General features: G+C 69.5%; 15 protein-coding genes and 4 pseudogenes. 12 read left to right on the forward strand and 7 right to left on the reverse strand.

The window, feature by feature from the left end; all coding sequences use genetic code 11:
* Positions 1–86: 86 nt before the first annotated feature.
* Positions 87–950, reverse strand: a complete 864-nt coding sequence (locus ACH4SE_RS18700; RefSeq protein ID WP_398544495.1) for an SDR family oxidoreductase — start codon at positions 948–950, stop codon at positions 87–89.
* 153 nt (positions 951–1,103) lie between these two features.
* Between ACH4SE_RS18700 and ACH4SE_RS18705 the strand changes: the two genes are divergently transcribed.
* The 3 genes and pseudogenes from ACH4SE_RS18705 to ACH4SE_RS18715 all read left to right on the forward strand — a co-directional run bounded on the left by ACH4SE_RS18705 (position 1,104) and on the right by ACH4SE_RS18715 (position 2,254).
* Entirely contained in the window at positions 1,104–1,499 is a 396-nt protein-coding gene (locus ACH4SE_RS18705) for a winged helix-turn-helix transcriptional regulator (protein ID WP_398544496.1), read from the forward strand.
* Between the two features lie 170 nt (positions 1,500–1,669).
* Positions 1,670–1,824, forward strand: a pseudogene (locus ACH4SE_RS18710) (IS5/IS1182 family transposase); the annotation flags it as partial.
* A gap of 58 nt (positions 1,825–1,882) precedes the next feature.
* On the forward strand, positions 1,883–2,254 hold the full coding sequence (locus tag ACH4SE_RS18715; protein ID WP_398544497.1) for a VOC family protein: 372 nt from the start codon (positions 1,883–1,885) through the stop codon (positions 2,252–2,254).
* Positions 2,255–2,408: 154 nt separating this feature from the next.
* Here ACH4SE_RS18715 and ACH4SE_RS18720 read toward each other — a convergent pair whose 3' ends face one another.
* Positions 2,409–3,260 (reverse strand): helix-turn-helix transcriptional regulator, encoded by an 852-nt coding sequence (locus ACH4SE_RS18720; protein ID WP_398544498.1) that lies wholly within the window; start codon positions 3,258–3,260, stop codon positions 2,409–2,411.
* An 87-nt stretch (positions 3,261–3,347) separates the two neighbouring features.
* Here ACH4SE_RS18720 and ACH4SE_RS18725 point away from each other — a divergent pair, with 87 nt between their 5' ends.
* The 4 genes and pseudogenes from ACH4SE_RS18725 to ACH4SE_RS18740 all read left to right on the forward strand — a co-directional run bounded on the left by ACH4SE_RS18725 (position 3,348) and on the right by ACH4SE_RS18740 (position 6,790).
* The gene (locus ACH4SE_RS18725; RefSeq protein ID WP_398544499.1) at positions 3,348–4,133 is read left to right on the forward strand and encodes an SDR family NAD(P)-dependent oxidoreductase; all 786 of its coding nucleotides are present in this window, start codon (positions 3,348–3,350) and stop codon (positions 4,131–4,133) included.
* 798 nt (positions 4,134–4,931) lie between these two features.
* Positions 4,932–5,399, forward strand: a complete 468-nt coding sequence (locus ACH4SE_RS18730) for a hypothetical protein (RefSeq protein ID WP_398544500.1) — start codon at positions 4,932–4,934, stop codon at positions 5,397–5,399.
* A gap of 304 nt (positions 5,400–5,703) precedes the next feature.
* Positions 5,704–5,784: pseudogene (locus ACH4SE_RS18735) on the forward strand (IS5/IS1182 family transposase); the annotation flags it as partial.
* Positions 5,785–5,983: 199 nt separating this feature from the next.
* A complete protein-coding gene (locus ACH4SE_RS18740; protein WP_398544501.1) occupies positions 5,984–6,790 on the forward strand; it encodes a hypothetical protein in 807 nt (268 codons plus the stop codon).
* 64 nt (positions 6,791–6,854) lie between these two features.
* On the opposite strand, the gene ACH4SE_RS18745 is transcribed toward ACH4SE_RS18740, so the two are convergent.
* From ACH4SE_RS18745 to ACH4SE_RS18755, 3 genes are read right to left on the reverse strand one after another with little or no spacing between them, the layout of a single operon-like run.
* A complete protein-coding gene (locus ACH4SE_RS18745; RefSeq protein WP_398544563.1) occupies positions 6,855–7,559 on the reverse strand; it encodes an SDR family NAD(P)-dependent oxidoreductase in 705 nt (234 codons plus the stop codon).
* Positions 7,556–8,350 carry a 2OG-Fe(II) oxygenase gene (locus ACH4SE_RS18750; protein ID WP_398544502.1) on the reverse strand — a complete coding sequence of 265 codons (795 nt, stop codon included), beginning with the start codon at positions 8,348–8,350 and terminating at the stop codon, positions 7,556–7,558. The genes ACH4SE_RS18745 and ACH4SE_RS18750 overlap by 4 nt, the downstream gene beginning before the upstream one ends.
* Entirely contained in the window at positions 8,334–9,305 is a 972-nt protein-coding gene (locus ACH4SE_RS18755) for a hypothetical protein (protein ID WP_398544503.1), read from the reverse strand. Before ACH4SE_RS18755 ends, ACH4SE_RS18750 begins: the two co-directional genes overlap by 17 nt.
* A gap of 466 nt (positions 9,306–9,771) precedes the next feature.
* Here ACH4SE_RS18755 and ACH4SE_RS18760 point away from each other — a divergent pair.
* Positions 9,772–9,986, forward strand: a pseudogene (locus tag ACH4SE_RS18760) (IS5/IS1182 family transposase); the annotation flags it as partial.
* Positions 9,987–10,010: 24 nt separating this feature from the next.
* On the opposite strand, the gene ACH4SE_RS18765 reads toward ACH4SE_RS18760, so the two are convergent.
* A complete protein-coding gene (locus ACH4SE_RS18765) occupies positions 10,011–10,241 on the reverse strand; it encodes a hypothetical protein (protein WP_398544565.1) in 231 nt (76 codons plus the stop codon).
* Between the two features lie 200 nt (positions 10,242–10,441).
* Here ACH4SE_RS18765 and ACH4SE_RS18770 point away from each other — a divergent pair, with 200 nt between their 5' ends.
* Positions 10,442–10,795, forward strand: coding sequence for a hypothetical protein (locus tag ACH4SE_RS18770; protein ID WP_398544504.1), 354 nt, complete (start codon positions 10,442–10,444; stop codon positions 10,793–10,795).
* A 401-nt stretch (positions 10,796–11,196) separates the two neighbouring features.
* Here ACH4SE_RS18770 and ACH4SE_RS18775 read toward each other — a convergent pair whose 3' ends face one another.
* On the reverse strand, positions 11,197–11,649 hold the full coding sequence (locus tag ACH4SE_RS18775) for a winged helix-turn-helix transcriptional regulator (protein WP_398544505.1): 453 nt from the start codon (positions 11,647–11,649) through the stop codon (positions 11,197–11,199).
* A gap of 91 nt (positions 11,650–11,740) precedes the next feature.
* Here ACH4SE_RS18775 and ACH4SE_RS18780 point away from each other — a divergent pair, with 91 nt between their 5' ends.
* The 3 genes and pseudogenes from ACH4SE_RS18780 to ACH4SE_RS18790 form a co-directional block, all read left to right on the forward strand.
* Positions 11,741–12,334 carry a dihydrofolate reductase family protein gene (locus ACH4SE_RS18780; RefSeq protein WP_398544506.1) on the forward strand — a complete coding sequence of 198 codons (594 nt, stop codon included), beginning with the start codon at positions 11,741–11,743 and terminating at the stop codon, positions 12,332–12,334.
* A gap of 66 nt (positions 12,335–12,400) precedes the next feature.
* Positions 12,401–12,793, forward strand: a complete 393-nt coding sequence (locus tag ACH4SE_RS18785) for a PPOX class F420-dependent oxidoreductase (protein WP_398544507.1) — start codon at positions 12,401–12,403, stop codon at positions 12,791–12,793.
* Positions 12,794–12,801: 8 nt separating this feature from the next.
* A pseudogene (locus ACH4SE_RS18790) lies at positions 12,802–12,987 on the forward strand (hypothetical protein); the annotation flags it as partial.
* Positions 12,988–13,133: the final 146 nt, after the last annotated feature.

A 13,133-nucleotide genomic window follows, 5' to 3' on the forward strand; every position in this document is an offset into this window, starting at 1 on the left:
GCAACGCCGTCCGGGTCCGCGGACACTTCCGTACCGAGGCTGCCGCTCTGAAGTGCGTCTGGGGGCCGGCGGCGTCGAATTCAGCCTCAGCGATGCAGGGCGACCGCGAGTGCCTCGGCCAGGGTCACGGGCGGGCGGCCGATCAGGCGGCGCAAGTCGCCCGAGTCGGTGTACATCTCGCCGCGGTTCATGCCGCGGTCGGCGTCAGCGAGGACCTCCGCCAGCTCGGCGGGTAGGCCGGCGGCGACCAGTACCTGAGCGAAGTCGGCCACCGGGAGGTCGGCGTAGGCAACCTGCCTGCCGGCCGCGGCGGAGATCGCGGCGGCGAGCTCGGTCAAGGTGAAGGATTCGTCGCCGCCGAGCTCGTACACGGCGCCGATGTGGCCTTCCGCGGTGAGGACGACCGCTGCGGCCTCGGCGTAGTCGGCGCGGGACGCGGCGCTGATCCGTCCCTCGCCTGCGGCGCCGACGACGGCGCCGTTCTGCAGGATCTGCGCCAGTTGGCCGGTGTAGTTCTCCAGGTACCAGCCGTTGCGCAGCAGCACGCCGGGGATTCCGCGGTCGCGCAGATACTCCTCGGTCTCGCGGTGCGTGGCACCGATGACGGTGGTGGCCGTGTCCGCGTGCGTCGTGCTCGTGTACGCCACGAGCGACACGCCTGCGGATGCCGCGGCGTCGATCACGCGGCGGTGGTGGGCGACCCGCTCGCCCACGGGGACCGAGGCCGAGATCAGCAGCAGCCTGTCCGCCCCCGCGAATGCCTCGGCAAGGCCGTCGGTGTCCGAGAAGTCGGCGCGGCGTACCGTGATGCCCCGGTCGGCCAGGTCCTTGATCCTTGCGGTGTCCCGGCCGGTCGCGATGATGTCCGCGGCCGGGATCCCGCGCCGCAGCAGCGCCTCGATGGTGAGCCTGCCCAACTGGCCGGTGGCTCCGGTGACGACGATCGGCATGTTGGTCGTTCCTTCCTTCCGCGCGCGCCTCGCACGCTTGCCGCGGTCCGTCCGCGGCGGGATGGAACAGAGAATGACCTGGACACTCACTGTCGGGAAGTAGCCACTTCTTAGTACGGTACTTACCGGACTGAAAGCATCGAGGTGAGCCGAATGACAGCTGTCGAGAACGTGACCGGGCCCATACCGTCGTTCGATCCGTACGAGCGCGGCTGCCCGTCACGGGACCTGCTCGACCAGATCGGCAGCAAGTGGGCGGTCCTCGTGCTGGGCGAACTCGGCCGCAACGGGCCCTCCCGGTTCAGCCGGCTCCGGCAGGCCCTGGCGGGCGTGAGCGAGAAGATGCTCACCCAGACGCTGCGCACCCTCGAACGCGACGGGCTGGTCAGCCGGACCGTCTACCCGGAGGTGCCGCCGCACGTGGAGTATGAGCTGACCGCGCTCGGCCAGACGCTGCGGGAACCGCTGAAGGCGCTCACGGAGTGGTCGGTGCTGCACATCGAAGAGGTCATCACCGCCCGCGAAGAGTACGACGACCGCACCCGGTGAGCGGCGGCGGCCGACGGTCCGGCCAGGGACGGCTGCCCCGCGGGAACCGGCCCGGCAGCCGGACTCCCTGAGCAGCGCGGCGGCATCACGAGTTCAACCTCAGTAGCTCGCATCGGACATGCTGCCGGGACCGTGCACCGGCGCTCTGCCCACGGGACCGCGGCCCGGCGTGGGCGAAGCTTCACCGCCTGGTGCTGGACCGGCTCGGGGGTGCGGGTCAGGTGGACTGGTCGCATGCGCTACTCAAAGGTGGGTGACGGGACCGAATCCGACCGATCGTGGCACGTCGGGGTCGAGGATTCGCATCGTTGCGACCGCACCGGGCTGCTCCGGTGGGGGGACGTGCACTCCGGGGGTCTGCCTGTGTCTGCCAGAATCGGCGGATGCTGAGCATCGGAACGATCGTGATGGGGGCCGGCGACGTACGGCGGGCCGCGGAGTTCTGGAGTCGGGCGCTGGGCTACGTCCCCCGCGATGGTGAGACGAAGGACGACTGGGTGGTACTGGTGCCGACCGACGGCTCCGGCGCCGCACTGGCCCTCGGCCTCAGTACGACGCCCGTGCAGGAACACCCGAGAGTCCACCTGGACCTTTACGCTCGCGACTCCGCCGATCAGGAAGCCGAAGTGGCACGACTGATCTCCCTGGGCGCTGAACGTGTCGAGTGGGACCTCTATCCGGATGACGCCGACTTTGTCGTGCTCGCCGATCCCGAAGGCAACCGCTTCTGCGTCATCGACACCAGTCACGGCTGACGGGCACGGGGCTCAGACGGCGAAGCGGGTGCGAGGCGGCCGTCGACGTCGCCGCGGCCGTCCAGGCCGCGCCGTTGATCCGTTGCCGTGCGGCCCGGGGCCTGCCGGGGGTGGGGTCAGGTGTGCAGGGCTCGGGCTGCGGCGGGGTGGCGCGTCATCGCAGGTAGTCGGCGGCCTCGGCTCCGAGGACGTTCAGCAGGGCCAGGGCCTCGGCGCTCCGGGACCCCTGCGGCGCGCTGTAGAGCACGAGGGTCTGGTCGCGGTCCGTGAGCGTGAGTGCGTCGCAGTCGACGGTGATCTCCCCGACGACCGGGTGCTGGAAGGTCTTGGTGAGCATCGGCGCGGCCTGGACGTCGTGCCGCTCCCAGAGTCGGGCGAATTCGGGGCTGGAGTCCCGGAGTTCGTCGACGAGTGCGGTCACCGCGGGGTCGGTGGGGTATCGGGCGAGGGCGGACCGGAGCCCCATGGCGACGTGGTGCCGGAATTCCGCGGCGTCGGAGACCCCGTACGGCGCTGCATCGGCGCGGGCCGGTCGAAGGAATGCTCGGCGTGCGAGATTGCGGTCCTCCGGGGCGAGCTCGGCGAAGTCCTCCATGAGCGCCGCCGCGAGGTCGTTCCACGCGAGCACCTCGAACACGGCGGAGGTCACGAAGGCGGCCGTCTGCGGCAGCCGCTCCAGTAGTGCGAGGACGCTCGGGCGGACGTCGCGCCGGTGCAGTCCGGTCCGGCTCGGCGCGGTGCCCGCGAGGACGTGGAGGTGGTCGGACTCGGCGTCCGTGAGCCGCAGCGCGCCCGCGATGCCGGCCAGGACCTCGCCCGACGGCCGCGGTGCCCGGCCCTGCTCGAGCCGGACGTAGTACTCCGTGGAGATGTGCGCGAGGACCGCCACCTCCTCGCGGCGAAGCCCCGGTGTCCGGCGTCGCGGGCCCGAGGGGAGACCGGCGTCCTCCGGCCGGAGCCGTTCGCGGCGGGTGCGGAGGAACGCCCCGAGCTCGTGCTTGTCCATGTTCCCCAGTGTGCACGCGGCGCGGCGTGCGGATCCTGGTACCGCCTGTGCCTGCATGCGCTCCGGAGACCGGATGACACTGGCGGCATGACGCACATCATCGACACCGCACCCATCGGCCTGCTCACCGGCAAGGTCGTCTTCATCACCGGCGCCAGCCGCGGCATCGGCGCGGCCGCGGCCCGGCTCTTCGCACGGGAGGGCGCCGCCGTCGTGCTCGCCGCCCGCAGCACCGACGCCCTCGACCGCATCGTCACCGAGGTCCGCGCCGACGGGGGCGTCGCCGACGCCGTCGCCCTGGACCTCGCCGACCGTGCCGGCATCCGTGCCGCCGTCGACCGCGTCGAGGAACTGCACGGACGGCTCGACGGCGCTTTCAACAACGGTGCGGTCGGACAGCAGCAGCCCGGCCCGCTCGACGCCACGACCGACGAGGACATCGACGAGCAGTTCACCGTGAACTTCCGTTCGCACTGGACCGCCATGAACGCCGAGGCCGCACTCATGCGCAGGAACGGGGGTGGGGCGATCGTCAACACCTCGAGCATCGGCAGCCGCCGCGCGAACCCCGCCCTGCCCGCCTACGGCGCGATGAAGCGCGCGCTCAACAGCATCACCGAGACCGCTGCGGTGAGCTGGGCTCGTGACGGCATCCGGGTCAACGGCATCACCCCCGGCGGCACCGCCACGGAGATGATCGACGCATGGGAGGCGGCGACCCCCGGCATCGTCGAGCGCATCAAGGCGTCGACCCCGCTCGGACGGATGGCCGAGCCCCACGAGGTCGCCGAGGTGGCCGCGTGGCTGCTCAGCGACCGGGCGTCGATGGTGACCGGTGCGATCGTGCCGGTCGACGGCGGCGCGGGCGCCTGAGGGACCCCGCCGTGGCGGAGGGGCCTGTCCGCCGACCTTGACGGCGACGTCGTCCTGGGCTTCCCGGAGCGCCGCCCGACCCCGCGGGCCGCGGCAGAACCCGCCCCCGAGCCGGCGGTGCGGGACCTGGGAGTGGTCACGGGGCTCCGATCCTCCGTGAGTGGCCCGGGCCTTCGACCTGCCGACAGTCAGGCGGCCGAGGAGGCCGTCGACCGGTCCCTTCGCCGCGACGGAGTAGATCGCCCGGGCCCACCCCTCCGCCCAGGCGTGTTGACCCGCGTGAACAACGCTGCGGGTCAATACACCTGGCGCGCTCGTGGTCGTCACTCCCTCTCGACATCCTGGCCGCCAACGGCACGGGAGAGACGGCTGGAGCAGCAGCGTGCAGCACGCGCGGTTGTCGCCTGTGCTGCTCTCTTGGGCTACTCCGGAGCTCTGGGACAGCTGTCGGCTGCCGACCGGTGTACCGGCCTTGGGATCGCGGTGCCGACGGCGCGCGCCGCAAATGGCTCGAACCAGACCGCGCGAATTCCTCACCCCTCCATATACTTCATGCGTCAACTACTAGCCGTTGGCCTGACGCCCGGCCCCGTCCGCCCGAGGGGTCCGTGCCGACGCGCCGCACCGGAACCCCCGTGCAGTGCCGTTCCCGGCGGAGTACCCGCCACCGCACCTTCGGCACCCCCTTGCCTTGCGCCGTGCCGACGGCCCCGACAGGTCCGCTCGCGCCGATGCGGGGAAGTGCGGACCACACCCGGCGCGGCAGGCCGACGGTCCCCCCACAGAAAGGCAGCCGGCATGAAACTCAGCATCTTCGGCACCGGTACGGCAGGCGCGGCGGCCCTGGCCGTGGGCGCGCTGGTCATGGCGCCCTCGGCCTCCGCGGTCGCGCCCACCACCGCCACGGTCCAGGTGAACTGCGGGGACTGGGGCTCCGGTCAGGCCAGGCTCGATGCCCGGCAGGACGGCACGGCGGCGGCCGTCACCTTCTCCACGCCGGTGGTCTGGGCGACCCACTCCTTCCCGGCCGACTCGATGCAGACGACGCTGACGCTGTCCGACGCGCACGGTGCCGAGGTCACGTTCACCGGACAGTCCAACCCGGCCTGGACGTTGCTCGGGCAGGCCTACAACTCCGGCCCGCTGACGGGCACCGTCACCCCGGGCGAAGCGTTGGAGGTCAAATCCCTCACGAGCACGTACGGGACGTTCACCATGCACTGCACGGCCACCTCGCTGCAGAACCCGGGGCCGTTCGTCTTCTGACAGCGGTAGCGCGGGCGGCCGGCGTCGGCGGGAGGTTCCGCTGGCCGGGGCCGGTGCCGCCGGCCCCGACCAGCGGAACCGCCGGTACGCCGAACGCGGCGGCACGCTCACCGAGAGCGGGAAGGTCTCTGATCAGGGCGTTCGTGGTTCGGGTGTCAGCATGGAGGGCGTGTTCGGACTGGCCTTTCGGGCGGCGGACGGGGACAGGGATGCCGATGCGGGCGCCGATGTCGCCCTTGCCGGCCGGAGTGGGCAGACCGTTGGCCTCGGCTTTGCCCAAGGCGGGCAGGGCATGGATGCGGGCGGCGCAGCCCGTACCCACCGAATCATCCGTATCTGCAAACACCACGGCGTCCCCGTCCTGGCCGACCGCGCCTGCCAGGGGCAGATCCCGCATCAGCCCACACCCGCACGACGGTCATCGCCAGAGCCGTCGCCGCCCTGGAGAGGCACCGCTTGAAGGCTCGCCAGGGCTGCTGCCGCCTTCTGGTCGGCCATCCGGGGACACCAGAGGTGCGCGCGGTTAGGGAACAAACCCGTCGGGGACACTCTGGGCGATCAGATGTCCCCAAGGGAGCTGCTCCATGCCAGAGGTCAGCGACACACAGAAACAGGCCGTCAAAGCGCAGGCGGCCCGGATGGCGGTGAACGACAACAACATGGCCGCAATCCTTGCCGGAGGCGCGGCGGTGGTGGCTCTTCTCTCTCCCCCTCATGCTGCCGTTCTGGGCGTGGGGTCCGCGGCGCTGTGGTTCTGCGGCAATTACAGACAATCGGTCGCCAATGATCCTTCACGTGACGACTTCGACGTCGTCACGGTGACATCCGCACAGCTGGATGAATCGGCACTTCCGGCAGAGGACGACCGGCAGCGGGTGATCGCTCGCTTCGACGCCATGCAACTTCTCGTATCCGACGGGCTGCTCGCGCTCCGCAGTTCCCTGGAAAGGTACGACGGTGCGAGGGCGGCGGGAAACGACTCCGCCGCGAATGACCAAGCCGACGCGGTTCGGCAGAACGCGGAGATCGTCGCAGGAATCCAGGAATCCCTCGTCCCCGTGGTGTCCGACGTCAACCAGGCGTGGGTGTCGCTGCGCGACCAGTTCCAGGTCAACTGGGCGGGACTCTCCCTGGCTGACATGCAGCAGTTCTACCGCGATACGGTGGGTGACCTTCCCGAATCGCCTGGCACGGCGCTCTCTTCCGTGAGGTCGGCCGTCGCCGGCGCAGCGGACGACATCCTCGATCCGGGGGACACAGGCCTCACTCATCCCGTCCTTGACGCCGACACGGTGCCGAGTGAGCCCGCGCAGTTGATCGGGGACGACTATGTCACCGGTCTGAATGACTTCTCGGCTGCCCTGCGCACCTTGGTGGTGGACTCTGCCTGAGGGGCGGCGCAGCGCACAGCCCCGCTCTGCAGCTGTCCGGCCACGTGCTCACGGATGACGCACGTCAGGCGGGCACTCTGGACACCAACAAGCCGGTATCCCTTCCCCTGATCAATTGTCGTACGCCATCGACGACGCGCTGGGTCTCGGCCTTGTTCGCAAACCTGGCCGGACAGATGGCGTTGGCGCGCACGGAGTACGGTGCCAGTTCGAGTGACAGATACATCGTCAAGGTATTGAGAGCCGCCTTCGACGCCGCGTAGTAGGCTTGGCCGACGTCTTTGGACACAGACAGGCCCGAGATGCTGGACACATTGACGATGCTGCGGTTCCATCGGCTGTTTTCCTCGGTCTGGTCCTTCCAGCACGATTGGAAGACCGCAGAGGCGAGTTGAGCAGGGGCGACCGCGTTGATGGCCAACTGCGACACTATTTCATCCCCGGACTCCCACAATTCCACCAGTCGGCCATGGAACCGGACGTCGGCCGCGGCGTTGACGATCGAGTCGATACGGCCGTGCCGGGCGTGCGCAACCTCCACGACCCGGCGAATGTCCTCGCGGCTGAGGAGATCTGCCTGGACGCAGTGGATCGCCGGGGAACGCTCTTCGCCTGACGGGTCGTCGCCGATCGGCCATTGAAGTTGTGAAGCCACCCGTGGAACCGCTGTGTGATAGGTGGCGACAACCTCATGGTCCTGCGCGAGATCTGCGCACAGCAGTTGGCCGAGCCGACCGCCGGCGCCGGTGATCAGGCAGACGGGTTTCATCGCCACCTCCGACGGTTCACTGCATCGAGCCATCGCGATTCCGAGTCCTCCACCGTGGTGTGCAGCCACAGGATGATGCTGTTGCGGCGGCGCCCGGGGTTGGCGATGAATCGATGGTAGGAGTGGGGTGAGCATTCGAACAGCAGAAGTGTGTTGTTCAGAGGAGGCACCAGTGCGGTGGTGGTCCGGTCGCGTTGCTTCTCGGCGCCGTAGAGACCCGTCTCACCACCGTCGCTTTCGGACCAGCCGTCGTTGCACAGGTAATAGATCATGGTGGCGGCGCGAACATATTCCTTCGGACTCGCCGTCGTCTTCTTGGGACGCCCGGTGAAGTAGTCGCACCCGGAACGATCGGCGAAAAACCTGCCGTCGCCGGCAGAGGACTCGTCGAACCACCCCGAACAGAAATCCGTGTGGATCCACCCGGTACGGCTGCCTTCCGGGCTCGAATGCAGGGCGGCATCAATGCGGCGCGTCTGGGGTACAGCGACGAACTCGTGGAGCGACTGAATCCAGTGGTCCGAGAAGAACGGCTCGAAAAGACGCGCCACACTGTCGTCGATCGTCAGCATCTGGGCGTCGTAGTTCGCGGTCCCTGCCCTCAGACCGCGCCGGCCCTTGGGCTGGTCGGCGCTGCCGTCGAGGAAACTACGGAAGGACGACGAAACCGCCTGGTAGGACGCCTCGTCCAAAACGTCCGACGCGCGCCAGTGGCGGAATGGTGAGCGGTAGGCCCACCAGTCACCCGTCGGCGGCCAACTCACGTTCGGATGTTCAGCCTTCGTCTTCATGGCCATCTCCGCGATCAGGCAGTCGGGGGACAACCCCTGGCGCGAACCTCGGCTGCTGGTTTCCGTTGGAGCTCCGGGTCTCTGGGTTGGGCTCGACCTTTGTCTCAAGCTCTTGCGGCAGATCACGCTTCTGTTCCGGTCCGGGTCCGGGTCCGGGTTCGGGTTCGGGTTCGGGTTCGGGCTCTGGTTCGGGCTCGGGCCCGGGTTGAGGTTCAGGTTCGGGCTGGGGTTCGGGCTCGGGTTCGGGCTCGGGTTCGGGTTGAGGTTCGGGCTCCGGCTCCGGTTCGGGCTCGGGCTCGGGTTGAGGTTCCGGCTCCGGCTCCGGCTCCGGTTCGGGTTCGGGTTCGGGCTCCGGTTCCGGCTCTGGTTCCGGCCCGGGCCCTGGATCCTGCTGCGGGTCGATCAGCGCTTGTGTCTGCTGCACCACTTGATTCGTAGTGCTTGCCAACTCGCCCAATGCGACGCCGGCCGCGACGATCACGAGACCCACGGGAGGCGCGAAGGCAGAGATGAGGCCGCCAAGGAACGTCAGGAATCCGCTCAATGCCCCGGCAGCCGTGATCGTGTCGTTGACGGCTGCCGTGAGGCTGTCGAGATCCTGTACGTTGCTCCACGAGTCAACAGCCCTCCCGATCTTGCTGACGACCTCTTGGGCTTTCGACTGCGCCAGTTGGGCCTGTCCACCCAAAGCCTGGGCCTGCGTGTTAACCGCCTCGGGCAGAGCTGCGGCTTTGGCCCGGAGATCGTCAAGCGACTCGGCATTCCCCAGGGACCTCGCCAACTGACTTGCGGCGGATGCAATTTCGCGCGCTTCGGGAGCGGCGCCCTGGATGGTTGTGTCGATCGTGTCCGCCGCAGCGACGCTCTTGTCGAGAGAATTCTGCGTCGCTTGTGCTTCAGCATTTACATGGCTGATCGAGGTGTTGAACATGGTGAAGATGCCGTTTTCGATCATCGGCTCTCCTCTGGTTGACACCCGGGGCGCCACGCACTATCCCGCGACCGCGCCCCTGAAGATTCCCCCAGGTCATCGCCTTCAGTTACCGTATCCCGAAGCCATTCGCCGCGCATGTCGTCCTACGGGCAACCGTACGCATCGCCGGCCCTTCCTGAACCAACTGACGTTTTCTCAGCGAAATGATCTTCGCGAAGTGGTGGGAGAGCGTGGTCGGGATCGGTTACGGGGGTGGTTTTTCGAAGGGGTCGGGGGTCGTGGCGTACGGCGGGTTGGCCTCGGGTGAGGCGGCGGAGTATCACCTCGGTCATGGCCCCGCGGATCGTGGTCTCGGAGTGAGCGTTTTTTGAGCGTGGCGCCTGATCGGGTGACGGGGTGGTGTGGGGTCGGGGCGCGCAACGGGCAGGGCTCCCGTGCCGTTGAGGGAGGTGTTCGACGTCTCGACTCAGCAGCGCGGGGAGCCCTGTTGGTTCCGTATCTGCCGCACTCGACCTGCCTTGTGCCTTGGTCGAGTGGCTCACGATGCTCATCGATCCGCATGAGGGTGACCGGCGGTGCAAACTCCCGCCGCGTCGCCGTGCGTTGGTCGCACCCGTGTATCTGCGTCGCCACGACACCCTTGCCCGTAGCTCCTTCAGCCGGAGCGCGACCTCTTTCACGGCCCGTACAGCTGTCGACGGGCCCGCTTTCCGTCCGGCTGGGGTGTCAGGCGGCCCTGGCGGTCACGAGGGGGCGGGGAAGTCTTCGGGCACGGCGTCCATCAAGATCATGTCGGGCGGGCTGTTCGGGCGAGGAGCGGTGGGTGCGGAGTTTGCACGCGGGGCGGAAGCCGAGTTCGGCGGTGGCCGCGACGGCTGCGGTGTTGGGTTCGAGGATTTTGACCCCCGGCGAGCGCAGCGCCGCGATCATCTCCGCGGTCCCGCACTGCGGCGTCACACGCTGCTGTCATGGCCCCGTTTTCCTGCGTGGCTTCCGTGCGGATCCGCCGACTGCCGCTGGGCGGCCGGGTGTGCGCCGGCTGCGGGATGAGTGAACGATTCGGCAGCCGCCGTTCGGGGGATGCAGCGCCTACCGGCTTCCCGGTTCGGGCATTACTGGCCCTGACCTGCCCTTTCCGCGACCGGGAGAAGACCGTCATGTATGTGCGTTCCGCTGTGGCTGCCGTCGGTGCCGCGTGCAGTGCCGTTGCTTTGCTGCTGGCTGTTCCCGGCTCGGCGGCGGCGGCGACCGGCCAGTTCCGCTACACCTACACCACCGCCGAGGGCTACGACGCCGTCGGCTTCATGAACAACCCCGCCAGCGGTGAGTGCATCACCCTCCCCGCGCCGGGCTCCGTCCCCGGAACGGCGTCGCGAGCGCCTCAGAACCGCACGGACGCCACCGCGACCGTCTTCCTCCACGCCGACTGCGAAGGAGACGTCTACTACACCCTGGCCCCGGGCGCGGGGGCATCCGACCGCCTGCTGCTGCGGTCCGTCGTCTTCTCCTGACGGCGGTCCTGCCGGGGCGTCGCCGGCCGGAGATCCTCGGCCACAGCGGGTGAGCCACGCGCACATCCGACGGCGCACAACGGGCCGTGTCCGAACCCTTGGGAGAGTCCGGGCACGGCCCGTCGTCGCGCGGCTCCACCAGCGCATGCCCGGCTCGGTCAGCTCCCGGCGCCGCCCGGGGCCGAGCTTGTCGGCCCTGCGCCGCGCGTTGGTCGACGAACGCCCGATCTCGCGTTCGGCCCCGTCACGGCGTCAAACGGCCTTCCTGGACGGCTGCAGGCGGCCTTCCCGGGTGTGGAACTGCCGGGCGGCTGCGAGGCCGGCGGCCCATGGGTCGGCTTGCATGCGGGGCGCCGGGGGTGTTCGTCCACCGGCGCGGTCCGAGATGTTCGCCCGGTGGGTCACGCTGCCGTGCCGGGGCCTGGCTGCGGATCGACGTCCCCCGCGTGCATCGGCTCGCCGCAGCGGTCGCACCGCAGATCGACGCCGCTGATCTCGCCGCACGCATGGTGCCGGTAGAGCACCGGCGGACCCGTCTCGCCCGCGAGCCACCTGTCGCCCCAGCGGGTCATGACCATGAGGAGGTCGACCAGTTCTGTGCCTTTCTGCGTCAGCCGGTACTCGTAGCGCGGGCGCTGGTCGTACGGGTGCCGTTCGAGCACGCCCTGCTCGACGAGGTGGCCGAGCCGCTCGGTGAGCACCTTGCGCGAGATGCCCAGGTCGGCCTGGATCTGGTCGAAGCGATTGAGCCCGACCCACACGTCCCGCAGGACCAGGGGTGACCAGGGCTCCCCTATGACGTCGAGCGTGCGGGCGATCGAACACGCCATTCCACTGAAGCTCGTGCGCTGCATAGCGGCATTCTAGCAATTGGAGTTCCTTGAGGGAACTCCGTCTGGTACGGTCGTGGCGTCTCTTCAGGGAACCCCAGGGAGGATCGCGGACATGAGCAAGGTCTTCAGTGCCCACGCGGTATCGGTCGACGGATACATCACCGGTCGCGACGCCGGCCCCGGCCGCGGCCTCGGCGACGGCACCCAGCTCTTCGACTGGTACTTCAACGGTGACACCCCCAGCCAGGAATTCGGCGGCTTCAAGCTGAGCCCGGCCAGCGCGCGGCTCTTCGACTCCCTGTCCGCCCGCACCGGCGCCATCGTCGCCGGACGCAACACGTACGAGGACTCCGACCGCTTCGGCGGCGGCAGCCCGCACCCGACGGCTCCGCTGTTCCTGCTCAGCCACCGGCCCGCCCCGGAGGTCACCGAGCGGCAGACGCTCGTCACCTCGGGCATTAAGGACGCGGTGGCCGCCGCCCGCGCGGCGGCCGGTCCCAAGGATGTCGGCCTCATGGGCGGCGGAGTCGTCACCGCCGCGCTCGCGGCGGGCCTGGTCGACGAGGTCGTCCTCCACCAGGTGCCCGTCCTGCTCGGCGGCGGCCGGCCCTTCTTCCAGGGCCTGCCCGGCCACGTACGTCTGCGGCTGGTCGGATCCGTGCCGGCACCCGGTGTCACCCACCTCCATTACGCGGTCGAGCGCTGAGCGCGGCCCCGGCCGTCACCGCCCCACCCACCCGCGAATCACCCCACCCCTCGCACCCAGCAGGAGATGACCACGATGCTCGACACCGACGTCCGCGACGTACTCGACGGCACCCCGATCGCCCACCTCGCCACCGTCCTGCCCGACGGCGGGCCGCACACCGTCCCCGTCTGGATCGGCACGCACGGCGAGCACATCGTCGTGCTCACCGGCCCTGACTCGCGCAAGGCCCGCAATCTGCGGCGCGACCCGCGGGTCGCGATCTCGCTGACCCCGCCCGACAGGCCGTTCGAACCGGTGCTCGTCCGCGGCAGGGTCGTGGAATGGGTCGAGGGCGACGCGGGCTGGGAGATCGTCGACCGGCTCGCGGCGAAATACATCGGCGGCCCGTACTCGCGCGACGTCGAGCGCGTCGCTCTCCTCATCGAGCCGGACCGGCAGAGCATCGGCATGAACTGACCCCTCGCCGGCCGGCATGTCCGCGCGGCTCCACCGCCGTGGCGGGCCTGGAGCTGATGACGGGCTTGCGGCCGCCGACCCGCGCCGTGCGGGACGATGCGACCGGCACGTGGGTGTCCGGGCCGGTCCCGGGCTCGCCCACCGCCCCGGTCGATCCGGCCTACGTCGAAGCCCCGGACGCACACCCCGTCGCCTGTGAGCTGGGGCAGCAGCGGGCGGCGACTTGGGCAGACAGGTAGAGGACACGTAGGAGCCGGCGGTGGTGACGGCGGGGGAGGCGCATGTTGCCCGAAAACCTGCGTTGCCTGACGCGGGACACCGCGGGACACCTGCTTCGCGG

It is taken from the genome of Streptomyces sp. NPDC020983 (assembly GCF_044333485.1).
In the GTDB taxonomy this organism is placed as follows: Bacteria; Actinomycetota; Actinomycetes; order Streptomycetales; family Streptomycetaceae; genus Actinacidiphila.